This is a genomic window from Corynebacterium kalinowskii (assembly GCF_009734385.1).
In the GTDB taxonomy this organism is placed as follows: Bacteria; Actinomycetota; Actinomycetes; order Mycobacteriales; family Mycobacteriaceae; genus Corynebacterium; species Corynebacterium kalinowskii.
On the sequence record NZ_CP046452.1, the window covers coordinates 116,129 to 141,584 of the forward strand.

General features: G+C 54.5%; 23 protein-coding genes. 8 read left to right on the forward strand and 15 right to left on the reverse strand.

The features are described from left to right. Positions 1–8: 8 nt before the first annotated feature. Entirely contained in the window at positions 9–1,199 is a 1,191-nt protein-coding gene (locus CKALI_RS00530; RefSeq protein WP_156191448.1) for a polysaccharide pyruvyl transferase family protein, read from the forward strand. 38 nt (positions 1,200–1,237) lie between these two features. Here the strand turns inward: CKALI_RS00530 and CKALI_RS00535 are convergent, their stop codons facing one another. Continuing rightward, entirely contained in the window at positions 1,238–2,335 is a 1,098-nt protein-coding gene (locus tag CKALI_RS00535) for a glycosyltransferase family 4 protein (protein WP_156191449.1), read from the reverse strand. Positions 2,336–2,455: 120 nt separating this feature from the next. Continuing rightward, the gene (locus CKALI_RS00540; RefSeq protein ID WP_156191450.1) at positions 2,456–3,784 is read right to left on the reverse strand and encodes a hypothetical protein; all 1,329 of its coding nucleotides are present in this window, start codon (positions 3,782–3,784) and stop codon (positions 2,456–2,458) included. 425 nt (positions 3,785–4,209) lie between these two features. On the opposite strand from CKALI_RS00540, the gene CKALI_RS00545 reads away from it, so the two are divergent. Beyond that, positions 4,210–5,643, forward strand: a complete 1,434-nt coding sequence (locus CKALI_RS00545) for a lipopolysaccharide biosynthesis protein (protein ID WP_197079726.1) — start codon at positions 4,210–4,212, stop codon at positions 5,641–5,643. A gap of 40 nt (positions 5,644–5,683) precedes the next feature. Here CKALI_RS00545 and CKALI_RS00550 read toward each other — a convergent pair whose 3' ends face one another. The 7 genes from CKALI_RS00550 to CKALI_RS00580 all read right to left on the reverse strand — a co-directional run bounded on the left by CKALI_RS00550 (position 5,684) and on the right by CKALI_RS00580 (position 13,218). Further along, on the reverse strand, positions 5,684–6,805 hold the full coding sequence (locus CKALI_RS00550; protein ID WP_156191452.1) for a glycosyltransferase family 4 protein: 1,122 nt from the start codon (positions 6,803–6,805) through the stop codon (positions 5,684–5,686). 57 nt (positions 6,806–6,862) lie between these two features. Continuing rightward, the gene (locus CKALI_RS00555; RefSeq protein ID WP_156191453.1) at positions 6,863–7,507 is read right to left on the reverse strand and encodes an acetyltransferase; all 645 of its coding nucleotides are present in this window, start codon (positions 7,505–7,507) and stop codon (positions 6,863–6,865) included. After that, entirely contained in the window at positions 7,500–8,126 is a 627-nt protein-coding gene (locus tag CKALI_RS00560; protein WP_326519798.1) for a sugar transferase, read from the reverse strand. The genes CKALI_RS00555 and CKALI_RS00560 overlap by 8 nt, the downstream gene beginning before the upstream one ends. Further along, positions 8,116–9,273 (reverse strand): DegT/DnrJ/EryC1/StrS family aminotransferase, encoded by a 1,158-nt coding sequence (locus tag CKALI_RS00565; protein WP_156191455.1) that lies wholly within the window; start codon positions 9,271–9,273, stop codon positions 8,116–8,118. The genes CKALI_RS00560 and CKALI_RS00565 overlap by 11 nt, the downstream gene beginning before the upstream one ends. After that, on the reverse strand, positions 9,273–11,084 hold the full coding sequence (locus tag CKALI_RS00570) for a polysaccharide biosynthesis protein (RefSeq protein WP_231580490.1): 1,812 nt from the start codon (positions 11,082–11,084) through the stop codon (positions 9,273–9,275). Before CKALI_RS00570 ends, CKALI_RS00565 begins: the two co-directional genes overlap by 1 nt. A 141-nt stretch (positions 11,085–11,225) precedes the next feature. After that, positions 11,226–11,828: an arsenate reductase/protein-tyrosine-phosphatase family protein gene (locus tag CKALI_RS00575; protein WP_156191457.1), complete on the reverse strand. Its 603-nt coding sequence runs from the start codon at positions 11,826–11,828 to the stop codon at positions 11,226–11,228. Further along, complete coding sequence (locus CKALI_RS00580) at positions 11,821–13,218, reverse strand: polysaccharide biosynthesis tyrosine autokinase (RefSeq protein ID WP_156191458.1); 1,398 nt, start codon at positions 13,216–13,218, stop codon at positions 11,821–11,823. Before CKALI_RS00580 ends, CKALI_RS00575 begins: the two co-directional genes overlap by 8 nt. Before the next feature lie 562 nt (positions 13,219–13,780). Between CKALI_RS00580 and CKALI_RS00585 the strand changes: the two genes are divergently transcribed. Next, complete coding sequence (locus CKALI_RS00585) at positions 13,781–14,713, forward strand: NAD-dependent epimerase/dehydratase family protein (protein ID WP_156191459.1); 933 nt, start codon at positions 13,781–13,783, stop codon at positions 14,711–14,713. 119 nt (positions 14,714–14,832) lie between these two features. Here CKALI_RS00585 and CKALI_RS00590 read toward each other — a convergent pair whose 3' ends face one another. The 3 genes from CKALI_RS00590 to CKALI_RS00600 all read right to left on the reverse strand — a co-directional run bounded on the left by CKALI_RS00590 (position 14,833) and on the right by CKALI_RS00600 (position 16,906). Beyond that, positions 14,833–15,162: a hypothetical protein gene (locus CKALI_RS00590; protein WP_156191460.1), complete on the reverse strand. Its 330-nt coding sequence runs from the start codon at positions 15,160–15,162 to the stop codon at positions 14,833–14,835. Between the two features lie 49 nt (positions 15,163–15,211). Next, the gene (locus tag CKALI_RS00595) at positions 15,212–15,529 is read right to left on the reverse strand and encodes a hypothetical protein (RefSeq protein WP_156191461.1); all 318 of its coding nucleotides are present in this window, start codon (positions 15,527–15,529) and stop codon (positions 15,212–15,214) included. Between the two features lie 354 nt (positions 15,530–15,883). After that, positions 15,884–16,906: an alpha/beta hydrolase gene (locus CKALI_RS00600; RefSeq protein ID WP_156191462.1), complete on the reverse strand. Its 1,023-nt coding sequence runs from the start codon at positions 16,904–16,906 to the stop codon at positions 15,884–15,886. Between the two features lie 499 nt (positions 16,907–17,405). Between CKALI_RS00600 and wecB the strand changes: the two genes are divergently transcribed. Next, the gene (gene wecB, locus CKALI_RS00605) at positions 17,406–18,557 is read left to right on the forward strand and encodes a non-hydrolyzing UDP-N-acetylglucosamine 2-epimerase (protein ID WP_156191463.1); all 1,152 of its coding nucleotides are present in this window, start codon (positions 17,406–17,408) and stop codon (positions 18,555–18,557) included. A gap of 50 nt (positions 18,558–18,607) precedes the next feature. Here the strand turns inward: wecB and CKALI_RS00610 are convergent, their stop codons facing one another. Further along, entirely contained in the window at positions 18,608–19,156 is a 549-nt protein-coding gene (locus CKALI_RS00610; protein ID WP_156191464.1) for a hypothetical protein, read from the reverse strand. A 132-nt stretch (positions 19,157–19,288) separates the two neighbouring features. Between CKALI_RS00610 and amn the strand changes: the two genes are divergently transcribed. Continuing rightward, positions 19,289–20,614: an AMP nucleosidase gene (gene amn, locus CKALI_RS00615; protein ID WP_156191465.1), complete on the forward strand. Its 1,326-nt coding sequence runs from the start codon at positions 19,289–19,291 to the stop codon at positions 20,612–20,614. On the opposite strand, the gene CKALI_RS00620 is transcribed toward amn, so the two are convergent. Continuing rightward, positions 20,607–21,569 (reverse strand): DUF559 domain-containing protein, encoded by a 963-nt coding sequence (locus tag CKALI_RS00620; RefSeq protein WP_156191466.1) that lies wholly within the window; start codon positions 21,567–21,569, stop codon positions 20,607–20,609. The genes amn and CKALI_RS00620 overlap by 8 nt on opposite strands. Before the next feature lie 135 nt (positions 21,570–21,704). Between CKALI_RS00620 and CKALI_RS00625 the strand changes: the two genes are divergently transcribed. Both CKALI_RS00625 and CKALI_RS00630 read left to right on the forward strand, forming a co-directional pair. Next, a complete protein-coding gene (locus tag CKALI_RS00625) occupies positions 21,705–22,259 on the forward strand; it encodes an HAD family hydrolase (RefSeq protein WP_156191467.1) in 555 nt (184 codons plus the stop codon). After that, entirely contained in the window at positions 22,256–22,744 is a 489-nt protein-coding gene (locus tag CKALI_RS00630) for a gamma carbonic anhydrase family protein (RefSeq protein ID WP_156191468.1), read from the forward strand. Before CKALI_RS00625 ends, CKALI_RS00630 begins: the two co-directional genes overlap by 4 nt. On the opposite strand, the gene CKALI_RS00635 is transcribed toward CKALI_RS00630, so the two are convergent. After that, on the reverse strand, positions 22,728–23,645 hold the full coding sequence (locus tag CKALI_RS00635) for a MarR family transcriptional regulator (RefSeq protein WP_156191469.1): 918 nt from the start codon (positions 23,643–23,645) through the stop codon (positions 22,728–22,730). The two genes, CKALI_RS00630 and CKALI_RS00635, sit on opposite strands and share 17 nt — an antisense overlap. A 194-nt stretch (positions 23,646–23,839) precedes the next feature. Here CKALI_RS00635 and CKALI_RS00640 point away from each other — a divergent pair, with 194 nt between their 5' ends. After that, complete coding sequence (locus tag CKALI_RS00640) at positions 23,840–25,384, forward strand: DUF885 domain-containing protein (protein ID WP_156191470.1); 1,545 nt, start codon at positions 23,840–23,842, stop codon at positions 25,382–25,384. The last annotated feature ends 72 nt before the right edge of the window (positions 25,385–25,456 follow it).

The following is a 25,456-nucleotide window of genomic DNA, read 5'->3' on the forward strand; positions in this document are numbered from 1 at the left end:
CCTCATTAATGTCGGGCACTAAGCGAGTAATTCCTGGGATTAGCATTCGAAATGTAAAAAAGCAGTTACTCAATTTAGCGGGAATTATTACCCAGGTGGTTCCTCTTCAAAATCCTGCTGCAAATAGTTCAAAAATCAAAAAGCCTTTGGTGATATTACCAGCCGGATACGGTTCGTTTGGGGATATGGCGATCGCTATTGCCATTGATGGAATGCTTCCTGGACAGGTGGAGTTCTTAGTTCCAGATGACCCGACTCGATGGTCCAAGGAACTCCAGAACAACGTGATTTCCATGCGCGATTACACTTACACAATTGCGATGCTGCCGAATCCTCGAAAGTTCGGGGAATTGGCGAACCGAGATATTCTGGTAATTGGAGCCGATACGATCAGTGGCGCCTATGAAACATCATTCCTTTCTGCGCGTGTGAGGCTGCTCAATGAAGCCAATAAGAAGGGATACCGCACCCAACTGACGAACTTTAGCTTCCCTTCCGATCCCACTAAAACATCGGTTGAGTTGCTTAAGCGTTTGACCGCGCAGACCGAGTTTTGGGCTCGCGACAAGGAAAGCAAGATTCGTTTTCGCCAGATCGTTGGATTTGATGCTGAAATTGCCCCGGATATTGCCGCGGCAATGAAGATTCCAGATAAGACCGAAAATTCGGCAGAAGCCACCGGTGTATTAGTTCCTAATTCACATTTCGAATCCACGCTCCAGTTGGATTCTCAAAAGTTGTTGCAGAAATGGGCCGAAACAGCGGAGGCAATGTCGCGACACTTTCCCAAAGTTGTAATTACCGTGAACGATATTCGCCCGGAAGTGGGTGACATGCGTTTGGCAAATGAGATCGCAAGCCAACTGAGTCGTTCCGGTATTCAGGCAGAGGTGATCGAACCTGTGAATGCAGTGCATGCAAAGCAGATTTACAACATGGCTGATGTGCTCGTTACAGGTCGTATGCATGCCGGTGTCGCCGCTTTGAGTCTTGGTATTCCCACTTACGGCATTGAATACCTTGGGAAGTTTGAAGGTCAATTTGAGTGGTATGAGGTGCCAAACTTGGTACAAGACGCTTCTGGCTGGTTGGAATGCCCACTTGAAGAGATCTCGACCAACATCGAGTCTTTGCTAGCGGAATCTCACCAGCGATCCAGTGGTCGACCCAATGTGACGTGGGGTTGGATTCCACGGTAGTTTCGATTTCAGGCGAAGAGTGGGAATGCGTGGCGGCACTATTCGGAAGAAATAGACTCGTGGGATCGGATGTTTCGAGCGAGATCGTTCCAAGAAAATTTAGAATGCTTCAATTCCAGCGCGGACTGAGAAAGTTCTCGGTACAAAGGAGCATCCGAAATTAGCTTTCGGAGTTCCTCAGCGAACGACTCAGCAGTCACCTCAGCACTGACTAATCCGAAACCAGCGACTTGCGAGGGGATTGCACCCACCGGGGTGGAGACACATGGAATGGCGTGCGACAACGCTAGGGTTACCGGTCCGGATTGGCTCGCTTCGATGTAAGGGAAAACCATTACGTCAAACCTAGAAATTATGTGAGAAATTTCGGATTCAGGGATCCAGCGTGCATCCCAGCTCGCTTGCTTGCCGGCTTCGGTTTCCTGAAGCACCGCTTCTTCACCATGACCCACGATTTCCAGCTCGAATTCGAGACCTGACTCTCGCAGAATACGAGCGCTCTCGAGCAGGAGATCCAGACCCTTGTATTTTTGAAGTCGACCAAAAAAGCCCACTACAGGGACTGTAGGCAAGGTGCGGGCTTCGCTAACCGGAATGTCTGCATCGAATGGCGGGTGATCCTCTACTAAGATGCGCTGCCGAACATTGTTTTGCAAGATCTTGGTCACGGCATCAGAAAACGTCACAATGAAATCTGCGCGACCGAGCTCCAAATGCCGTCCGAACTCTTGCAAAATATGTCCTTCACCTGGGTGGCTTTGGCCATCGTGAATACACGAAACGTATTCGACGTCCCTTGGAAGCAACAACGGAATGGCTATCGACTGATAAATCGATTCCATAGTCGAAACTACACGTTTAATGTGGTTGTCTTGAATCCACTTTCGCAGCCGATACATGTTTGCAAGGAGACGAGGAATACCGGTGATGACACCAAGTTTGCTGTTGTACGTAGGAACCGAGAACTGAGAGACGGGAAGGGCCTCCAATTGCTCTGATATTTCAGAATCCGGATTGAAAGAAATGAAGGCAGAATTAGTTGCACAATCAGCCTTCACGGTCTCATACAAAAATTTTGGACCTGCGCCATTTCGGCCCCAATGTACCCAAAGGGTTGCTGCTTCAGGACTATGCATTAGCTCTTTACCTTCCCTGTATGTACTTGGTGAAATGCTAGCACGATACGATGGTTTTCCTTCACCGATAACCCCAATTCCGTGCTTTGAAGTCTGCCGGTCATCCTGGGAGACAATCCATTATCGAAGTGCGTGTTCGAGCTTGATAGACCTTTCGTTCTTAATCGAACGTGGAATGGCTGTTTTCTTATTGGAATAGCGGAGAGCGAATCCTAGCCCTGCAAGCGGAATGATAGGCACGAAAGACATCAATCGCATTCGAATTACTAGTCCATAGTTTCCAGCGCTGAACGAGGTCATGAAGATGAGCACAGCAAAGAAGACTAACAGGACAACGATCGACCTCAGCTTTTTGGCTTCACTGCCCACATTGGAACTCAATAGCCCTGGCAGCTTTTTGAGACCAAAATAAAGTGCCAAAAGCCAGAAGAAATTCGAGAATGTCGCCAGAAGCATCACTCCACTAGGATTCACTTCGTTCGGGAATGGCCCCAGCAATACTCTGGGGAAGTTGAATAGCAGGACATCAACAATGCTGTTAGCCTGCCCCAGCGATTCTGCTCCAGAAAAGGCGCTGTCGGCTGATGCAAGTTCACGATTAGCCGCTGCAGTCTGTTTCAGGTCGATATCGCGGATTGAGGTAGCTCCATTCCAAGCTAACAATCCGAAAATAACGATGAGTGGAACAAGTACTAGCGTTCTAGTGAGCGCTCCTCTGATCTTCAAGATGGAACTGACTGCCATTGCCAAGGCTACAGCAGCGGCAAGGCCGATTCCGATCTGGGCGCGAATCGTAATCAAAACCGAGATAGAAAGCCCGAGGGACACTAAGAATCCAAAGTGCTTTGTCTCGATTAATTTAAGAAGGGAGTAGATTGCGACTGCGATAAGGAACATAGTTAACGTTTCCCGCAACAATCGTGGTGTCCAAAATACGATGGTGGGTACGGCGGCAATGAAGAATCCTGAGAATCTAAGTGCTCGTGCCTGCACATTCGGGTCCAGATCGAGACTCGCAGTCAGGTTTTCGGCAATTGCCATGAGTAGCGGTACTAGCAAGATGAACAGACACGTGTTGAGGAAAAGCATTACAAATGGGATCTCGCCGACAACTGAGTACATCGCACCGACGAGCCAAGAGTACCCCGCCTTTCCGATGCCAAACACGCCTTCTTTCAGCTGCTGTTGACCTAGAATTACTTTTGCAGCGACCGTACCTTGGCGGTGCCAAGATAATTCATCATTTTCCAGTCGAGGAAACATGACCAGTCGGAGCATGAGAGAACCCAAACTGATAAAAATCGATAGGAAAATCGGTGCTTGAACGAGCTTCTTACCTTTCATCCCTCCAACTACTACGGCGTAGATAACTATAGATAGCGCTGCTATCAATATGCAGGCGGAGATACTTTCAAAAGAAATCGCACCCATGAGTGCAGAGGTTTTCATTTCAGCTCGCTTAGCTATGTGTTGCCATCAACTTCTCAAATTGTATCCAATTGTGGGTATGGTCGTGGAGCTTGCGGCAAACTTTGGTTAATAATACTCATCAGTATAGCTTCAAGGTCATTGCGGAAAAACTAATCCGAGTTGTCGCTCTTGTGCGTGTTGTGAGGGGTCCGTTCGTGAACTCCCCGTGGAGCATACTCGCAAATAAGTGGCGTTCTTATGTACAAGATCACTGAGAGCATTCACCATGTAGTGGATTCCCCAATCTCGTGTCACTTTGACCGTGCCTGGCGGATCGCTTCTTCATGCAAAGATCTATAATCAAGGTTCGTACTAGTGCAAGATTGCAGCATTCGTGGTTGATTGGGTTTTGCACACGAGCCGAAAGCCAGCGCAATGGCATCATTAAAGAGAGGTCTAATCGCATGGGGCAAGAAGCTGACAATACGCGCGCAAAACTGGATCTCATCAAAAACACCGTCATCCTTGCGTTTGGTAAGTTTTCTTCGCAAATCATCGTGTTCTTGATGCTGCCTCTTTATACCTCATATTTGAGTCCAAATGAATACGGCGTGGTCGATCTTGTGGTGACTTATGCCGCCCTTTTGGCACCAACGTTGACAATTCAAATGGAGATGGCAGTCTTTCGGTTCTTGATCGAGAATCGCGAAAATAAGCCTGGGATCACAAAAGTGATCACGAATGCGCTTTCCGTAGCGATAGCTTTGACGATTATTTGTTTATCGATCAGCATTGTCGTCAACATTTTTGTAGATATACCGCACTTCTATCTGATTTTGTGCATCATTGTCGCGGCATTCTTTGCCGGTTTTCTCTTGCAAACGTCTCGTGGGCTGGGTAAGAATCTCAACTACGCGATTGCAAGCATTTTGACTGGCCTAACCACAGTGATCTCCAATGTCATGTTGATTGTGGTCTATAAGCTTGGGGCCACTGGCATGTTGGTTTCATTGTTGCTTTCTTATCTAATTCCAATTATCTATTTGCTGATTTCGCTTAAGTTCTGGCAGTATCTGAACTTCTCGACTCTTGAAAAGACATATCGCAGCAAGCTCATACGCTATTCCGCGCCACTTGTGCCGAATGGTGTTGCTTGGTGGGTAATCAACGCAGCGGATCGCACTATCATCCTGTTTGCATTGGGCCTTGCAGCTAATGGCGTTTACGCAGTTTCGACTCGGTTCGCGATGATCTACTCTGCTGTATTTGCGATCTTTTCAATGTCTTGGACAGAGTCCGCTTCGGTGCATATTCGGAGCGAGCAACGAGATCGATATTTTACAGAAACAATCGATAGTGCATTGCGTTTCTTTGGTTCTGTGGGCGTACTGATTATTGCGGTTTTGCCCTTCGTATTCACGCTGTTTGTAGCAGAGAATTTCCGTGAGGCTTATCTGTACATTCCTCTGATGATGATTGGTGCGGTGCTCAATTCGATTGTCGGCCTTTACGGCGGAATCTATGTCGCACTGAAGAAGACAGGCAAGGTCGCCACCACCTCAGTGTTCGCTACCGTAATTAGTCTTGCGATCAATCTCGTATTTATTAAAGTGTTTGGGCTGTTCGCTGCAGCGTCTGCGGGTGGTATTGCATTCCTTGCTATGGCCATTTACCGGCACTTCGACCTACAAAAATTTGTGGCTGTAAGGTTCCGGTTCCAGACCTTGGGATTATTATTCGTTGCTTTCGGAATGGTTACGACTTCGTATTACCTTCGCTTGGAATGGCTACATATCATCGCCTTAGTTGCAGCGTTGATATTCGGCTACGCAATGAATCGCAATGAGCTGAAGTTCTTAGGCAAGAAGGCTCTCGGGGCTATACCCTACAAGCGATAGGCACGCACTCAATTACAGCCCCGAGCCAATTGAGAGGTTTCTAGCCAGTAATAAAGCTCAGCGTTTCGCGCCAGACATACTCTTGATCAAAGTGCTTTTCGGCACGTTTGCGAGCCGCAGTTCCAAATCTCTCGACTAGATCTGGATTCTCAATCAGATTCTGGATCGCATCTGCCAGTGCTCTTGAATCATGCACAGGAAAGATCGAACCAGTCTCTCCGTCAACCACAGAGTCTCGGACACCGGTGCCATCCGACACGACGGCGGGCACGCCCATGGACGCTGCTTCAAGTACTACGTTGGGAAACCCCTCGCGCAGGCTGGGGAGAACTAGTACGTCCATGGCTTGGTAGTAGGGCCTGGTGTCTTGGGCGTAGCCGACAAAGTCGAGGACGGAGGAAACCCGGTCCGAGATGGTCTTTTGAAATCCTTCATCATTGCCAACAATTACGGCTGATACATTGCGCCCTCGAGTAATGAGCAATTCGAGGGCATCGATGAAGGTATCAATTCCCTTGTCAGGGTGGAGTCGGCCGACGAACCCCAACGTCATGACAGAATTGGCGGAATTCTTGCCCTCGAAAGCGGTGCAGTCGGGGCTTGCAGCACATCCTGCAGGAGAAAAATACTCGAGGTCGACGCCATGCGAAGATCCCTTCCCAATGACGGTCAGGTGCTTTGGGTTAGCTAGATGTAGGCTCTGGTAGCGTTTTGCGAGGCTGTCACTGTTGGCCAGCACCGACGTCGACAAGCGTGCCGTTACCAACTCAAGGGCGGTGAGCACCGCACGACCAGGTCCGTGCACAGTTTCGAGACGAAGTCCCCACAGCTGGTAGATTCTGGTCGGCACCCGAGTGATGAAAGACGCCATGCTGCCGAGTAGAGATGCCTTTGGCGTTGCATACACCATGACCTCAGGCTTGATGCTTCGTAGAGCTTTCACGAGTGAGAACAGCGACCAAAGATCTTGCTTCGGGCTCGGGTCTCGACGCATGGAGATCGGTACGAATCTCAGCGAACCATCACCGATACGTTCAAAATGTTCCTCGAGACCATCCGCCAGTACCGTAATTTCGTGTCCGTTCGTCGCTGCAAAGCGAGCGAACCCTTGCACGAAGGTATCAGCAGTGACTCGAGCAGTGACTGCAATTGCGATTCTCAAAGTTTCTTTCCTACGGTAGTTTTTGCATCAATTCGGACCGATGCTGTTCGGAGCGAACTACGACCAGCGTGCGGGCACTCCGACGGCGACCTTGGATGAAGGCACGTTCTTGGTCACCACAGCTCCAGCGCCGATGGTGCACTTTTCGCTAATGGTTAGGCCTTGCAGAACGATTGACTTCGCACCAACCAGAGTGTAGCTCTCTACGAGGACTTCGCCAGAAATCACCGAGGCAGGATTAATGGACACGTAGTCTTGCAGGATTGAATCGTGGCCAATCGTTGCCACTGGATTGACGTGGACATGCTTGCCCAACTGGACATTAGTGGAAATGACTGCGCCACTGCACACGACTGAGCCTGCGCCGGTCACGAATCGCGAGCCAATGATCGCGGTCGGGTGGATGGCGGTGAAAGGCTCAAATCCTGCCAGATCGAATTTTGCGCAGAGCATTTGCCGAATCACCGGATTGCCGATGGCAACGAGGTATTGGACGGAAACGTCGGCGTGTGCAATCCAATCATCGATGCGACCCAAATACGAGATGCCCCGATCAGCCAACCTTTCCAAGTTGATGTTCGAGGGGCCGTCGTCAAGCACACCGGCGATTTCCACATCGCTGCCAGCCGCGATCATTGCCTCGAGAACATCGAGTGTTTCGCGGCCGAACCCAGATGCGCCGACTATGACTACGCTAGTCATCTGCGGAATCCATCGAGCCAGTGAACGCCGGCATCGTGGCATGACCTTCCTGACTGATGCCTTCCCGAACGAGGACAGCTCGAACAGTCTTACGAAGAATGTCTAGGTCCAGCTTCAAACTGCGGTAATCCACGTACTCGACGTCGTAGGCAAAGCGGTCTTCCCAGGACACTGAGTTTCGGCCACTAACTTGTGCAAGGCCGGTGACTCCCGGGCGAACCTCGTGGCGGCGTGCCTGTTCAGGAGTGTACAAATCCAGGTAGCTGACCAAAAGAGGACGCGGGCCGACAAGGCTCATGTCTCCCTTGAAGACATTCAACAGCGTTGGAAGCTCATCGAGGCTTGTCTTGCGCAGGAATTTACCGAACGAGGTTAGCCGTTCCTCGTCAGTGACATGAGTTTCGTCCGGCTCCAGCATGGTCCGGAACTTGATCATCTGGAAGACTTTTCCATCCTTTCCAGGCCGATCCTGCTTGAAAAATACTGGCTGACCATGAAACTTATACACGGCGAGCCCAACTGCCACCTGAAGTGGAGCCGAGACTACAAGGCCAGCGCCACTGACTGCAATATCAATGAGTCGTTTAAGGCTGTCGTAGCCTTTCTCCTTAGGAGCCACTGTGTACCGCCAAGAAACGCTTGATGGCATCAGAGATCCGCTGCTTTTCGTCGTCAGTGAGCGCAGAGCCACTAGGTAGGGAAATGCCCGTTTGGAAGAGTCGCTCGCCACAGCCGTCGACAAATGCGCGGTGGTGCTGGTAGATCGGCTGCAGGTGCATTGGCTTCCACAACGGACGAGCCTCGATGTTTTCCTCGAGGAGGGCCAGGCGAAGGTCCTCAGAAGTAAAGCTAGCGCTCTCAACATCGACGATTACAGAGGTGAGCCAGAAATTATCATGCGTGTCGCCACCATCCACGCCGGATGGCTCTCCGAACATGCTCACGCCCGCTACACCCTCAAACAGCGAGCGGTAGAAAAGGCGATTCTGGCGACGCTTCTCCATCATCACGTCGAGGCGAGACAGCTGGGCGCGACCCATAGCAGCCAGAATGTTGGACATGCGGTAGTTGAAGCCGATGTCCGTGTGTTCGTAGTGCACGACCGGCTGGCGGGCCTGGGTGGCCAGGTAGCGCACGTGATCGGCGAATTCCTTGTCGTCGGTAAGCAATGCGCCGCCGCCGGACGTCGTCATGATCTTGTTGCCGTTGAAGGAAACTGCTGCGGCCACTCCGAAGCTGGGAGCTGGCTTTCCATTTCGCACTGCGCCTAGGGATTCAGCTGCGTCGGAGAACACTGGAACGTCGTATTCAGTGCAAACTTCTGCGATACCCTCATGGTCTACTACCTTGCCCAGGAGGTCGACCGGCACGACTGCCTTGACTTCCTTGCCCTCAGCTTTGAGTGTTTCAAGGGCGTTGCGGAGCAGCTCGACGCTCATGTTTCCAGTTTCGTCGCAATCTACGAAGACCGGGGTTGCACCCGTGTAGGAAATCGCATTGGTCGTGGCGGCGAAGGTCATTGATGAGGTAAGCACAAGATCCCCAGGGCCGATGCCCATGGTGAGGAGTCCGAGGTGCAAAGCTGCGGTGCCGGAAGACAAAGCCACGGCATGCTCACGTCCACAGTATTGGGCTAGCTCTTCTTCGAATGCATTTACTTCTGGGCCCAAAGGCGCAATCCATCCCGAACGAAACGCTCTGACGAGTGCGTCCTCTTCGAGTTGGGAGACGTCTGGGGATGAGAGGTAAATCTTTGGGTTAGTCATTAGCTGTGCTCCACATTCTTGTTGTTAGATTTTCCGATGCGGGCCATGAACTGGTCCTTGTCTAGGTTTTGAGGGGACAGGCTGTCTGCGTGGGCGTGCGAAACCTTGGGATGGAATGGGCGATCTTCCGTTTCACCTTCGCCAACCAGCTCCTCATGCATTTTCTCGCCTTCGCGGAGGCCGGTGAAAACGATGTCGATGTCCTTGCCGGACATCTTGATCATGCGCTGGGCGATTTCAAGAATGCTGACTGGTTCGCCCATGTCAAGAATCAAGACTTCACCAGAGCGGCCAATGCCACCCGCCTGCAAGACGAGTTGGCATGCTTCTGGAATAGTCATGAAGAAGCGAGTGACATCCGGGTGAGTGACGGTAAGGGGTTTATTCTCTTGGATCAGGCGCGTGAAAGTAGGAAGCATGGATCCCCGACTGCCGATGACGTTGCCGAATCGAACAGAAAGGTATGTCTTACCGGTATGAGTGCCGTACCATGCAGTCAGCTTCTCTGCTACACGCTTAGAGTGTCCTAGCACGCTGGTCGGATTTGCCGCCTTGTCAGTCGAAATGTTGACGAAGGTTTCTACGTCAACAGCTGCGGCAGCCTGCAACACGTGCAGTGTGCCGAGGACATTGGTCTTCCAGCCTTCGTCTGGGTACTGCTCGAGCATCGGAAGGTGCTTGAGAGCAGCGGCGTGGAAGACTACCTGGGGCCGCCGATCCTCGAAGATACGTTTCAAAGTGTCAGCCTCGCGGATGTCTGCGAGGACCACGGCGTCGGTATCGAGGAGACCGTTTCCCGCCACATTGATGAGTACTTGCTGTAGGCCAGTCTCGTCTCGGTCTAGCATAATCAGCTCAGATGGCCCGTACTTTGCAATCTCTGTACACAGCTGGGAGCCGATGGAGCCGCCAGCTCCGGTGACAAGAACCTTCTTGCCAGTCAGGTAGCCAGCGATCTCGGAAACGTTTGTCTCGACAGGCTGACGTCCAAGGAGATCCTCTATCGAAAGGTCGCGCAAGTCATTTCCTCGAATGCCCTTTGCGACTACTTGTCCGATTGCTGGCATGACTTTGACCGAAAGTCCATTCTTCGAAGCGACGTCTTGTACCTTTCGTAGCAGCGAGGCGTCAGCATCGCCGATTGCCACGATGAGCACCTCTGCAGAAGTTTCGGACGCTACTTTCGCGATTTCTTCGAACGTGCCCAGAACAGGCACGCCACGAATTCGGCGCGAAAGTAGATCTGGGTCGTCGTCAATCACACCTACTGGGAGGAATGGCGAAGCGGGGTCTGTCATCATCCACTGGATGAGGTTTGTTCCGATGTAACCACCACCCAAGATAAGTGTGGGCGTTGAGTCTAGAGCGGGGCGCCTTGCCCGCTCGACACGCATGCGGGCTACCGTTCGAACGGCAAGTACCAGCACTAACGCGATGAGAGTGGCGATGATCATTACGCCACGTGACATATGTAAGGTGCTGCTCAAAATAATAGATGTGAACCAAAGGATAATACCTACAGATCCAACGACGAGTGAAACGTTGATCGTATCCTCGAAGGTGCCGGTTCGGAAACGGAGATCCTTGCGGTAGATATGCAGCACAAGACCAACGAGGAATTGGAGCACGATTGCACTGGCTGCGAACCAAGCAAAAGTTCCCCAATTCACTGATGACACTTCAAACTCGTAGCGCAACAAAGCTGCGAAGAATAGTGCAATCACCCAAATCAAGGCATCAATGACAAAAAGAACCCTGGTGAGGGTAGATTTTGAGCCGGTTGTCTGTTTATTTGAAGTTGTTTCGGGCACCTGAATCCTCCGCAAGAAAAATGATTTAATGCTGCTTGCAATTTGGGTTAATACAACAAGTTTGTAGGGATGAACGTGCATTCCTTTACATTCAATCTAGATGCACGATCTCCGTGAGAGAAGTGTCTAAACTTGGACTACTTATACCACCAATGCTTTCAGTAGGTAATTTGATATTGTTTCGATGGCAGGGATGAGCTGGGCGGCAGACTTGTGGTAGGTTGCCTTGTCTCGCTGAAAAGGATCAATAATGTCCTCCGATGAAGGGTCAGCGAGTGGAGTTAGATCACTGCGACCCAGACGTGCGGCCTCGAGCGCCGCAATCAGACGTTCGCGCGTATCCCCTCCGGAGGTCTGCAACTCATTCTCAAGATCCAGATCGGTCGTCACTTCAATGAGCCTGGCCAGATCTCGAACGGTGAAAGTCTTTTTTGCGGAACGGGGAGATAACTCAACGATTGACTTTCGATGACTTCTATCCATTGCTAAGACCAAGTCAGAATGTTCCACCATCTCCTCCGTCAATTGCCTTGCAGAATGCGCTTCTGGATCAGCGATGGCATTTTCTTTGGCAAGACGCAACGATTCTTCGGGCATGGGGTGACCAACCATCGCTTGAATGCCGGCCGAGGCAACTTGGACTTCAGCGACTGACTCCAGTTTCTGGCGCAAAAGCTGCTCAGCTAAAGGAGACCGGCAAATATTTCCAGTGCATACGGTGAGAATATTGAATGTTTCAGGCATTGGCTGCTTCCGTAACCTCATTGGACTCGATGGCAGATCCGTATCCGTAGTGTCCGTAGCCGTATCGCCCAGCAGACTTTGCCGGTAGCATCGTTACGATCACACCGACAACGTTGGCGCCAGCGTGTTCAAGTGCTGAAAGGCCGGCCTGAAGTTCCGGCTTTCTGGTGGAGCCAGCGGCTACGGCCATCAAAATGCCGGTCTTGCCGTGTCCAATTACAGCGGCATCGGTGACGGATAGAATTGGTGGTGCATCGATAATGACAAAATCAAAAGTCGCACTGAGCTCATCCAGCACCTTGTTCATTCTATCTGAACCCAACAGCTCGCTTGGATTTGGCGGAATGCGGCCAGCTGGCAGGAAGTGTAATTGGGTACGTCCCCAGCGCTGCAGTACGTCGTTCAATTCAGCTTTGCCAATAAGTACGTCAGTGAGGCCTGCGTTTCCTTCTACACCCATGTATTTGTGAACCATAGGCAATCGTAGATCGGCCTCGAGCAATGCGACCCGTGCACCGGATTCCGCCAAGGCTAGGGCTAGATTTGCAGAGGTCGTTGACTTGCCCTCGCCCGGGTTCGCCGAGGTCATAACAAAGATCGATGCCTGCTCGTTAACATTTACAAACTGCAGATTGGTACGCAATGCACGGAAAGACTCTGCTCGAGGGCTGTTTGGCTTGGTGCGGATAATCAGAGGGTTCTTACTGGCGTCCGGGTCATCAATGACACCACCAAGAAGTGGCGTGTCAGTAACGTTCTTCACGTCTTCGAGCGAATGAATACGGGTGTCAAAGGTATCTCGAAGCACTGCAATCAATACGCCAATAGCCAAGCCTGCGAGAAGTCCCAAGATTGCATTCATCGGCAAGTTGGGACTAACCGGAGATGAAGGAATCATTGCCGTCTGCGTCGTGGTCAAATTGATGGGACTGACGCCCGTCTCCTTGTCCGGTTCAAGCTGGGTCTGCACCACATTTTTGAAGCTCTCACCTACAGCATTGGCAATTTGAGATGCGGTTTCCGGAGAGGTGCTCGTTGCCGTGATATCGATCAGGGCAGTTTCACTCGGCGAGACCGCGACAATACGTGATGCCAACTCTGCTGGTGTCATGTCTAAACCGAGTTGATTTACAACAGGTTCAAGTACCACACTCGTACGAATGACATCAACGTAGCTATTGACGATTTTGCTGGAGAATGTAGCGCCCTGGGCAAGTTCACCGGTGGTCCCGGCCTCCGAGCGGACTGAAACATACAATTGGGTGCGCGACTGGTACTCGGGGGTTACTAGGAGGGAGTATCCTATTCCCGCCACAAGACCGATCATGGCTGAGACCACAACCAGTATCCAATTCTTAGCCAAAATCGCCGCGTACTTACGTATTTCCATACCTCGGAGTCCTCATAACTTTTCGATGAACTGCTTGGGAGAATCGGAATCTTCGATGTACAACGTTACTCCCGATTGCGTGTGGGTTATCGGCAATTTCTAAAGAAGAGGCTGCTAACCCTGATTCCATTTATCCCACGGATTTGTGGGTTCAATCTATTATACTTGTTCACTCCAGAGATGATGCGTGTTGTAGCCCATTCGAATAGTAAAAAGGAGTCGATAATCAGGCCCAGGGAATGCCGAAACTTTCAATGCTTAGAATATGTTAAGTGGTCGGGGGTGACAATGACTGTGACCTTTCAAAGTAGACCTAAACATTCGTTGTAGCCCGGATGTTGCATCAACAAGGTGGATTCACATGCGGCTGGAGGATTTTCTAGACTAATTAACGGCTCAGTCCAACTTCCCGCTTTTCGAAAATGGAAGAGTTTTTAAGTAGTGCATATCCATCTAATGCTCATCGGTAAAACATCAACACATTTGAAAATCTGCAGAACTCGGATTGGGTTCTAATCGGGAAACTTCTTAATCCTGCTCTAAAACAGCTATTATCAGTAGTGTGCGTGCATTAGTTACCGGCGGTTCCGGCTTCATTGGTTCACACTTGACCGACTTGCTCATTGAGAAAGGGCACGAGGTCGTTGTCGTGGACAACCTCTCCCGTGGGCGAGTAGCGAACCTGGAACAAGCCCTGGCCACAGGCAAGTGCACCTTTGTTGAAGCGGATATCCTTGAGCTCGACTTTGATGCTTTTCTCGCTGAACACCGCCCTGAGGTGATTTTCCACCTCGCGGCGCAGATCGATGTGCGTCATTCCGTGGAGGATCCGATCCACGATGCCACCACGAATATTATCTCTACTATCCGGATTGCTGAGGCAGCCCGCAAGAACAGTGTTCGCAAGATTGTGTTCACTTCTTCCGGTGGTTCTATTTACGGCACGCCGGCGACTTTCCCGGTTGATGAGTCTTTCCCGATTGATCCGCATTCGCCTTATGCTGCGTCTAAGAGTGCGGGCGAGTTGTATCTCAATACTTTCCGTCACCTATATGGCCTGGATTGTTCTCACATCGCGCCGGCGAACGTCTATGGTCCGCGTCAGGATCCGCACGGCGAGGCCGGGGTGGTTGCGATCTTCTCTCAGCGGTTATTGGCAGGGGAGCCAACGCGCGTATTTGGCGATGGTGGAAACACCCGAGACTATGTGTTTGTCGGTGATGTTGTGCGCGCGTTTTACCTGGCTTCGGGATCTGTTGGGGGCGGGATGCGCTTTAATATCGGTACCTCTGTGGAGACCTCGGATCGCCAGTTGCATACGTTGGTAGCGCAGGCTGCTGGTGCCAAGGATGATCCTGAGTTTGCTCCGGCACGGCTGGGTGATGTGCCGCGTTCGGCGCTGGCCTACCAGCGTGCGAAGGACGTGCTTGGGTGGCAGCCCGAAGTCACCATTGAAGAAGGCGTACGCCGCACCGTGGACTACTTCCGCAAGTAGCTACACAATAACTTGAGTTCATTAGCGGCTAGATTCGGCTAGAAGGCTAGTTAGCACACAAAAAGAGCGGACTTCCAATAGGAAGTCCGCTCTTAATATTGGTTTATCAACAGCATCAATTAGATGATGATGCCCTCATGCTTGAGCCAGTTGAAGCCAGCCAGTACAGCGCCACCGATGATGCCACCAGCGAGGGTGTAGAGGCCAACGTTCCAGAACTTGATCCAAGCTGGAGCGTCGGAATCGAGCTTCTCGCCGAAGCCCTGCTGACCGTCAGCCTTCTCGTCACCGTTGAGCCATACGCCCCACTCAGAAGATCCGGAAGAGAGACCGGTCTGCTGAACATCTTCCTGAGATACGATGTCCTGTGCCGAAGCAACAGCGGTGCCGGAGAGGGTCAGTGCGAGCGCGGTTGCAGATGCAACAGCTACGTTCTTGAACTTACGCATTGTGAGTGTCCTTTCAACCCATTCGGGTTAAATAGTTAGAAGGGGTTGATTACCACTTAGGCAGTGGGAGGATGTTGTTGTACGCGAGGAAGTTGTAGGCAGGAGCGATGATCATGGTGAACACAGCTGCACCGATGCCAGCGTAGGTGATGGCGCGCATGTTAGCGGCCCAGTCAGCATCCTCGTCCTTGAGCTCAGTGTCGCTCTTGGTGGAGGAGCCCCAGATGTCGGTACCTACAACGTCGGTGCCGGCGTTCCAGTTATCGCCAACCTCAGAAGAGAGGCCAGCGTTTGCAACAGAGGTAGCGCCGAAGGTCAGAGCAACGGCGGTGGCGCCAGCGATAGTGGCGTTTACGAACTTACGCATGAAGTAATCCTTCACAAATATGTATGGATGTGAGTGCTTTGCTTGCACCTTCGGCTGCAAGGCTTGCAACCTACAAACGCAATCCTAGGACAATCGCCGAGTTAATTCGCGCGAAAGGATCCATAGTGGACACGAGTGAATCTCCATCGTACACACTTTTTGGGTCATTCTAAGTATTATTCAATTGGTTAGCGTGAATAAAATGCCTTTAGTCACAATGAAACCCCTGTTAATCGATATGGCGGGCGTTACATGCCATAACCAGTACTTTTTGCTCTTAAATTGAGCTTAAAAATGCCTTAGAAATGCAAAATGCCCCCTTTTAGGGGGCATTTCACTTAAAGAATAAAGCTATTAGCCAATTGCCCAAAGGATATCGCCCTTATGGTCTCCCATATAGCGACCCCATGGCTGCCAGGTATGCAAGCCAGCGCCGAAGTGGCGATTGACGCGAAGTCCCTGATGGCGCGCTTTGTCTGTAAAGGAGTTTGTGGACAAGGTGATCAGAGTCTCGCCATGAATAGAGATAGCATCTGCGCCGAGATTGCCCGGGTAAGACTCGCCGGCGCCAGGGTGTGAATTTCCGGACCAGACGTGGACGTCCACTCCGCCGTCGCGAAGCTTGCCTGCATTGGCAACCGGATCTGCGTGGAGAGCGCGGGCGCTGGCCTCGAGTGGGTTCCAGCTCCACCAGTCCCAAATGAACGCGCCGCTGTGGAGGAGCATTGCCACGCTGAATCCTGCGATCATACCCACGTGGGTTGCCATTGCGGGATCAATGAATCCGGAGATCGCGTGTACCTGGCGGAACTGATCTGGGTGGTGTGCGGCGAGGGTGAGTGCTGGGATGGCACCCATAGACACGCCGGCAATTGCGTTACGGTGCGGGTTTACGCCAAAGTGCTGCTGTAGATAGCCTGGCAGTTCGTAGGCAAGGAAGGTCTCCCACATTGGCCGCTGCGGGCCGGAGGACAGGCTTGACGTCGCAGGAGCGGCCCAGTCGGAGTAGAACTGGCCGGCGCCGCCAGCAGGCATCACCAAGGTGATGTTGTCATTAACGTAAGTGGCTGGCGTGGTGGAGTGGGAAGCCCAGTTGGAATCGCGAGCGCCAACCTGTGCGCCATCCAGCAAGTAGAGGCCACCATCGCCGCCGTTCGTGGAGGCTTGGATATAGACCAGCATGTTGCGGTTATTGGCAGGGGACCAGACCTCGCAGGCCTGAATGAAGTTGCCCTGCGGGGCCCAAGAGCAGCCCGGGCGGAGCCAGCCACGATTATCGGCCTGGGCTGCCGGGGTGGCTACGAATGCGAGCGCAAAAGCGGTGAGTGTGGCGAGCAAGACTTTGATAGTCTTGTTACTGATGTGACTGGTGTGCATGATGTTAATTTATCCTATGGAGATAGCGTGTGCTGGATTTAGCGCGCGAAAGGGCTACTCTCGCTTCTTCTTTCCTGCATGACGGGCTAAATCTGGCACGGCTCTGCGGGGTGTGCGCGGTACGACGTTCACAGTATAGAGGAGCGGATTAGTTTTGGGCAGTGAAATTCCGGGGATGATTGGGCGTGTTTGGTCAGAGCTGTGTGCAAGCTATGTCGGCTCCGCAATGGGCACTAATTGAAGATTCTCGCCTTTGGCGCGTCGATAAGCAGTGCATCGATCGCGAGGTTGGGTAGCACAAAAGCTAAAAGAAAACTGAGAGGATTTCTTGGGCTCGAACAGGCAATGGAATCGAATCGGATATAAGCCTTTCGGTCGAGGAGCTGTAGCCTATATATGCGAACGCTATTGGGGGTAGTTGTCCTAATTGGTCAGGACAGAGTGACGCTAACTGGGTAGAGTTGCGAACAGTGTTATCAGCAAAAAATTAAGGATTCATATGTCTGCTCCTAAGGTCATGACCGTGTATGGCACCCGTCCCGAGGCGATTAAGGTCGCTCCTGTGATTAAGGCGCTGGAGGCTGATCCTCGTTTCGAGTCTGTTGCAGTCTCCACCGGCCAGCACCGAGAAATGCTGGACCAAGTCAACTCACAGTTTGGTATCACGCCAAGCTTCGACCTGGATATCATGCGTCCAGGACAGTCGCTTAACGGAATCGTCGCTCGCGCAATCGCGGGCCTGGATGAAATCATCGAACAGGTCCAGCCAGATGTCATCATCTCCCAAGGTGATACCTCCACCGCCATGGCAGCAGCCATCGCCGGTTTCAACCGCGGCGTGAAAATCGTGCACCTCGAGGCAGGCCTGCGCACCGGCAACATCCTCTCCCCGTTCCCGGAAGAGGCTAACCGCCGCATCATCGGCCAGGTCGCGGCCTTGCACCTGGCGCCTACGAACGAATCCAAGCGCAACCTGCAGCGTGAAGACTTCCGTAGCGCTGACATTGTTGTGGCCGGTAACTCCGTGATCGACGCCCTGCTCGAGGCCACCACGTGGGACACCACCTTCGCCGATCAGCGCTTGCAGGATGCAGCCGCCTCCGATGCGAAGCTGGTGCTGTTTACCACCCACCGCCGCGAGAACCTAGACGCGATGAGCAACATTGGCCGCGCTATGGCCCGCCTGGCAGACGCTTACCCGGATATCGTGTTCGTGTTGCCGGCCCACCTGAACCCAAAGGTCCGCGACGCTGTCTTCCCGCACATCGAGGGCCATGACAATATCCTGGTCACCGACCCGCTGCCATACAACGAGTTCACTAAGCTCATGGCACGCGCCCACATCGTGCTCACGGACTCCGGCGGAGTTCAGGAAGAAGCACCAGCCCTGGGCAAGCCAGTGCTGGTGATGCGGGAAAACACCGAACGTCCTGAAGCTGTCACCGCTGGCACCGTCCGCCTGATCGGCACGGATGAGGACCGCATCGTGTCCGAGGCGAAGACGTTGCTGGATACCCCAGCAGCCTACGAAGCTATGGCCAACGCCGTGAACCCGTACGGTGACGGCAAATGCGCCGAGCGTACCGTCGCCGCTATCGCCGAACTGTTGGGCATCGGCGAACGCATGCCAGACTTCGTCGCAGGCACGTAAATGCACAAATGCCCCGCTCATGGCGGGGCATTACTGTTTGTTCCGAACTGTTAGATACGGATGCCGTACTTCGCTAGGAAGTCGGCAACAATCTGCTGCAAATTTGGCACGGTGACCCACTGGCCACCAGGAAGCTGAACATTAAAGGAAGGCAGGCCTGGAGCGGAGGAGTTAATCGCGCCAGCAGGAGCAGGAGCAGGTGCAGGCGCTGGAGCCGGTGCTGGGGCGTTATCTGCAGGTGCTGGAGCAGGAGCTGGCGCATTGTCGGCTGGTGCTGGAGCAGGGGCTGGAGCTGGAGCTGGGGCAGCGCCGCCACCCTTGAGACCACAACGGTTAGCAGCTTCGTCTACGCGAGCCAGTGCTTCGCGGATCTGTGGGCCACGTGGGTCAACCATGGCGAGCAGGTTGGCCTGGGAAACCTTGTTGTTGTAGTCAGCCTCATTGGTCCAGTACTTGGTGGCCTGCTCGCAAGAGATTGGGCCAGCTGGCAGGGCAGCGAGGGCCTGGTCAATCTGGTCAGCGTGAGCGACGGTAGGGGCAGTGGTAGCGGCGACGGTCAGGGCAAAAGTGGCAATGGCACGGCGAGAAAAGTAAGTCATGGTGATCAATATCGCATACTTTTCCATATAACGCTACACAACAGTGATCAACTACTGTCACATTGGCGGTCTTGTACTGGTGTTATGGGAAACCCCTGTGCGCCTATTATGAACCCGCGTTAGGCTGGCCCCATGGAGAAGATGCGGACCGCAGTCGAAGCCGTCGATCGGTTAATCGAGCTCTACCAAGACGCCACCACCCTCGGCGTTCAGCTCCTCGAGCGCGACAGCGCCGAAGGTTACGACCAGGTCGTGTACCCCAAGCTGATCGTTGACGTGGAACACTGGCGCCCGATCGACCGTACGGAACCCTTCGGGTACGTCGATAAGCCCGGGCGGTACGCAGCCACCCTCTCGCGCCCGGCCATGATGCGCGGCTACCTCCTCGAAATGCTCGACCGCTTGACCAGCAACTACCCGTGCACCATCCACGTCGGGCCGTCCGAGGAGCAAATCCCGCCCGAGTACATCGACGATGCCCCCACCATCGAACGCTCGCCCGACTCCAAACTGCCGCGCCCCTCGCTCGACGCCGTAGACGACGCCATTATCGACGGCGAATGGTCCGCATTCCACGGCGAGGAGCTCCCGCTCTTCCACTTCAGCGCCCAACGCTTCGACCTCGCCTGCAAACGCATCGAGCACTACACCGGCCTGCCAGTCGAATCCGTGCAAAAGTTCATCCTGTTCACCAACTACCAAATGCACACGACCGAGTTCGTGTCCTTCGGTCGGAGCGCGGGCGGGCGATACACGTCGCTGGAAGTGCCTCGTGAAGGCGTGCAAATGCCTCGCTATGACCTCTGCACGGAGGCGGGGGACGGCATCACGATGATCAACATCGGCGTCGGCCCGTCCAACGCCAAAACAATTACCGACTGCCTGGCCGTACTGCGCCCCGAATGCTGGGTCATGATCGGACACTGCGCCGGCCTCGACGGCCGCATGCGCATCGGCGACCTCATCCTCGGCAACGCCTACCAGCGCCACGACCACGTGCTCGACGGGCACCTGCCCGGCGGCGTCCCGATCCCAGCCGTTCCTGAAGTACAACGCGCGCTGGAAGCCGCCGTCCGCAACATCTACGGTGACGACGCCGAACTCATGCGCACCGGCACCGTCTTGTCCACCGACGACCGTAACTGGGAATGGCACACTCCCAAGCGACTCTGGAAGTCCCTCCGCGGCTCCACCGCCGTCGCCGTAGACATGGAATCCTCCGCACTCGCGGCGAATGGTTATCGGTACCGGATTCCTTACGGAACTCTTTTGAGCGTGTCTGACCTGCCATTACATGCCGTGCCGAAGCTGCCGGCAGGCGCGCAATCCTTCTACAAGTCCTCCAAGGAAGCCCACGTCATGTGCGCCGTCCGGGCCGTGGAAGCACTGGCAGCCGAACCCGACCGGCTGCAGACACGCAAGCTGCGTCGGACCATTGGAGAGGTGCCGTTTAGATAACGCGCGCTGGATTTGGTGAAGCAGACTGACGTTTCGACCGGTTTTCTATAGTCTGCATTGCCAAATCCGGCCCGCCTTGCTGGCGAATACGCTGGACCACCCTACGAATGAGATCCTCCTCGCGCCGAATCATACCTTTGGACACTCGCAGCACAGTCCAACCGCGTTCTTCGAGGAAGGCGGTAATTTCATTGTCACGATCCACGTTTCTCTGCTCGTTGTGGACAGAGCCGTCGTAATATACCGCCACCTTGAGCCTTTTCCAGGCGAAGTCGATGACGGTGATCAGACGGTTATCGTCATAAATCGCCACTTGGGTTTCCCACCCCGGGAGAAGGCGACCAAGGATCAGGCGCAGGGAAGTTTCGGGTGGTGAATCGCAACGGTCGTCGGCAAGCTTCAGCAACCTGTTGAGCTTGCGTTTGCACAGGCGATTGCGAGCAGCCTCGCGCAGCTCACCGCGTGTGGCCGAGGTGTAGCGGAGGGTGGCGTCGATGATCTGGATCGCGCGGAGTTCGTGGAGCCAGATTCCGGTGACTTTTGGCGTCCAGAAGTTTATCCGCTTGCGGAGGACGTAAATCAAGCAATCGATGGCCGCCGTTGCCGGATCGACACACACTAAGTCGGGAAAGTGCTGGTCAAGGCCATGGTAGGGAGTGAAAGTCACGCCCTTGACCAAGTGCATCCCATCCTCCTCACGAATCCCGCGAGCCGGAGTATGGACCGTCACCAGATCGACATCCCACCAAAAGGGAACCCCATGGAACGCAAGAGCAGCAAACCCACCAATAGCGCCGGAAGGAAAACGCAGGTGGGCAGCGCGAACGCGAAAGGCGGAATCCTTCGCCCCCTCCGACGCGGAATAGATCCCATAAGAATGCTTGACCCACTGGCCATTACGAATCGCAGAAAGACGGATTTCAGAAGCAGTACGAGGCAAAGTAAAAGTGTTCACACTTAGTTAGACTCGCGAAGTGGCTCGGAGGGTTCCATCAGACACCAACCTGTCGGATTTGGTGAAGCAGACTGATGTTTCGCCCGGTTTTCTATAGTCTGCATTACCAAATCCGGCGCGCGTACTCTGGAAGCCATGAAATACCTCTTCGACCTCTACGGGGTCCTGCTGAAAACGCAAACTGACCAGGCGCTGCGCAACTTGGAAGAAGTGCTCGGCTGTGGCCCCGAATTGTGGCCGGTGTACTGGCAGTTCCGCGGCGATTTCGATGCCGGCCGCGTGAGCGAAGAAGAGTATTGGGAGCTCGTGCGCGCGAAGCTGGATCTGCCGACATTCGACGTGGTCAAGGCCATCGAGGTCGACTACGCTGGCTGGCTGGAGGAAGACCCGGAGATGGTCGAACGGGTCAAGTCGATAAAGCCCAAGGGCCTGCTCAGCAACATCCCTGCAGGTCTCGCGCGCCGGGTGCTGGAAAAGCACACGTGGCTCCAGGAGTTCGACTCGATTGCGATGTCCTGTGACATCGGGGTCGAGAAGCCGAATAGCAAGGCCTACGAGATCGCCCTGGAAATGCTGGGTGCGACACCGGAAGAGACGCTATTCTTCGATGACAACGAGGCAAACGTGAACGCGGCGCGGGAGTTGGGCATTCAGGCCGTGCTGTTTACCGGAATCGAGGACTTGAAATGATCATGGCGTTTGAGGGCAAGGAACCGAAGATCCATCCGAGCGCATTCGTGGCGCCGAATGCGACGATCATCGGTGATGTGGAAATCGGGCCGGATGCGAATATCTGGTTCAACGTGGTGATTCGCGCGGACGTCAACAAGATCTCGATCGGCGCGCGCACCAACATCCAGGACGGGGCGGTGCTGCACGTGGATCGCGACGCGCCGTGCACGCTTGGCGACGACGTCACCGTCGGCCACATGGCGCTCGTCCACGGCACCACTGTTGGCAACGGCACCCTGGTGGGCATGAAGTCTGCGCTGCTCAGTAGGTCAGTAGTCGGCGAAGGCTGCCTCATCGCGGCGGGCGCGGTAGTGCTCGAAGGCCAAGAAATCCCGGAAAAAACCCTGGCAGCGGGCATCCCGGCGAAGGTTAAGCGCGAGAACGACCGGGAGTTCATCACCCATGCCGGTCGCTACGTCGAACTATCTAAGAAGTACCTTTAGCCAAGTCCAGGGGGTGCGCGCTCAGCTGAGCAAGTGAGAGTGCGTGGGTGATGGTGCGCAGCGTTTCCAGCTCGGGGCGCAGCACGCGGAGGGCGACGTCGCCGTGGAAAGCGTCGGTAAGCCGTGCTCGCAGTGTGGCGCGGTTGGCTGGGTCGGTGAAGTACGCGCCGGAGAACAGGATTTGGCGGGGACGACGCTCTGTGGTGAGGAATTCGATCCACTCGTCCACAGTGAGGTCGCGGTCTGGCACCTTGATGCCGGTGGCCGAAATGTACGCGGCGGCGGTGACGTTCTCCGAGAACAGCACGAACACGTCCTCCTGCAAGATGTCTTGTTGAATCTCGGCGAGTGCGATCGCGGCGGCGGCGTTGCAGGCGATAGTGGGGACGTGGAACTCGAACTCGAGGCGGTCGCGGATCGCGGCGAAATCGTTCCAGTGGAGCGAGGCGGCGCTGAGAGCGATGCTCTTGATCGGCACCGTAAAGTCACCCTTCAGGCGGTAAATCGCCGCGATGATGTATTCGAGAGTGTCTGCGCAGACGTGATTCTTGGCGAACTCGCTGACCGTCACCTCGCGCACCATTCGGCCGCGCGAATCGTAGCAACCAATCACGGCGTCATCGCCATCCAGCGCCACGCCCACCAAAACAGCAGGCCAGGTAGCAAGTTCGAGTGGAACCACCGGGCGGCCCGGGCGGGCGGTGTTGACCAGATCACGACGCTCGCGCACCAAACCGACCGAGGACAGTGCGCTGACGGCGCGCGTGATCGTCGGCTGGGACAGGCCTGTGACCTTCACCAGATCGCCACGACCGACATGCGGATTGCGCCGCACATGGTGTAGCACCTGTGCAGCCGGAGTGGCTGGTTTCTCAAAAATCTGACCGAACGCGAGTTGCATGGTTGTGAAAGTTAAATTCTGATCGATGAGATTGCTATTGTTATGGAAAGTCTATCTGAGCTGGGGTAACGCTATAGGGAAAGATGGCAGGGTTCACAGTGAACCTTGGCGAGCCAAGAACAGCTGGGACGATTTTATAACATTTGCTCCAGCCGTGCTACACAATTGCCTGCATTTAGTTACACTGGTCGCTTATGAGCAGGCAAAACCCCTCCCTTCTCGATGTCACCTGTGAGGCATACGTCTTGGATGTCGCGAAACTCTCGCCCACCGACGCCACCGCCTGGGGAATTCCCGGCCACGAGCACGAGCTCCAAGACTTCTCACCCGCCTACTGGGACGACCTCGCCGGCCTGGCCCGCGACCTGCTCGCCGACGTAGATGCCTTCGACGACTGCACCGATGACAGCGACGACGAAGACGACTTCGACAGCGCCGACCACATCACTGCCGCCATCCTCCGCGACCGCCTCGGCCTCCAACTCGACTTGCACCACCGCGCCGAATTCTATGGTCAGCTCAACAACATCGCCTCTCCTGTGCAAACCATTCGCGACACCTTCTCCCTCATGGAAGACCAGGAAGCGATCCGCGCCCGCCTGGCCGGTGTCCCCGCAGCCCTTGACGGCTACCGGGAATCCCTGGCTCTCGCTGCAGGTCAAGGCCGGGTAGCGGCCCTGCGTCAAGTGGAACTACTCATCGCTGAATGTGGCAACATGGGCGGATTCCTGCATGGCCTCGGCGCGCCCGAAGCCGAAGCTGACACCGCCGCGCGCGCCTTCGGTGAACTCGCCGACTGGCTCTCCGCCGAACTCGCCGGCGTTGCCCCCGCGTGCGATGCCGTCGGCCGCGAACGCTACGAACTGTTCTCTCACGAGTTCCTCGGCGCCAAAGTCGACCTCGACGAAGCCTATGAATGGGGACTCGACGAACTCGCCCGCATCACCGCTGAGCAGGAAGCCCTCGCTCGGGAGCTGTATGGCAACGGAACGACCGTGACCGAAGCCATCGCCAGGCTGAATGCGGAAGAGGAATACACGATCCGGGGCGTCGATAAGCTGCGCGACTGGATGCAGGCCGTGGCGGATCGCGGCGTGGCCGAGTATGGGACGCCCCCGATCGAATGCTGCATCGACCCCGCCGGCACCGGTGGCATTTTCTACACCCCGCCCGCGCTCGACGGCACCCGCCCAGGCCGCATGTGGTGGTCCGTCGCTCCAGGTGAAGACACCTTCCATACCTGGCAAGAACTCACCACGGTGTACCACGAAGGCGTCCCCGGCCACCATTACCAAATCACCGCCGCGCTGCAGGCACCGCTCAACCTGTGGCGACGCGTCGTCTGCTGGAACTCCGGCCACGGCGAAGGCTGGGCGCTCTACGCCGAAAACCTCATGGAGCACACCCCAGCCACGCGCATGGGGCTTCTCGACGCCCAACGGCTGCGAGCAGCACGCGTCGCACTCGATATCGGGGTGCACCTCGGCAAAAAGAACTGGGATGCTGCATATGCGCGCAACTTCCTGCGCGAAAACTGCTCGCTCAGTTCTGCTGCTTTGGAATTTGAGATCAACCGATACCTCGGCTGGCCAGGGCAAGCGCCGTCCTATGCGCTGGGGCAGCGACTCTGGGAGCAGATGCGGGACGAATCCGGGCTGCCACTATCCGAGTTTCATACGCGGGCGTTGTCTTACGGGTCGATCCCGCTGGGGTTGCTGCGCGAGATGATGCGGGGCTAGTTCTTGCGTGATTCTGGGGTGATTCTCTGGTGATTCCAGCTATGTGAAACCAGCTATTGGGAGTAGAACCTA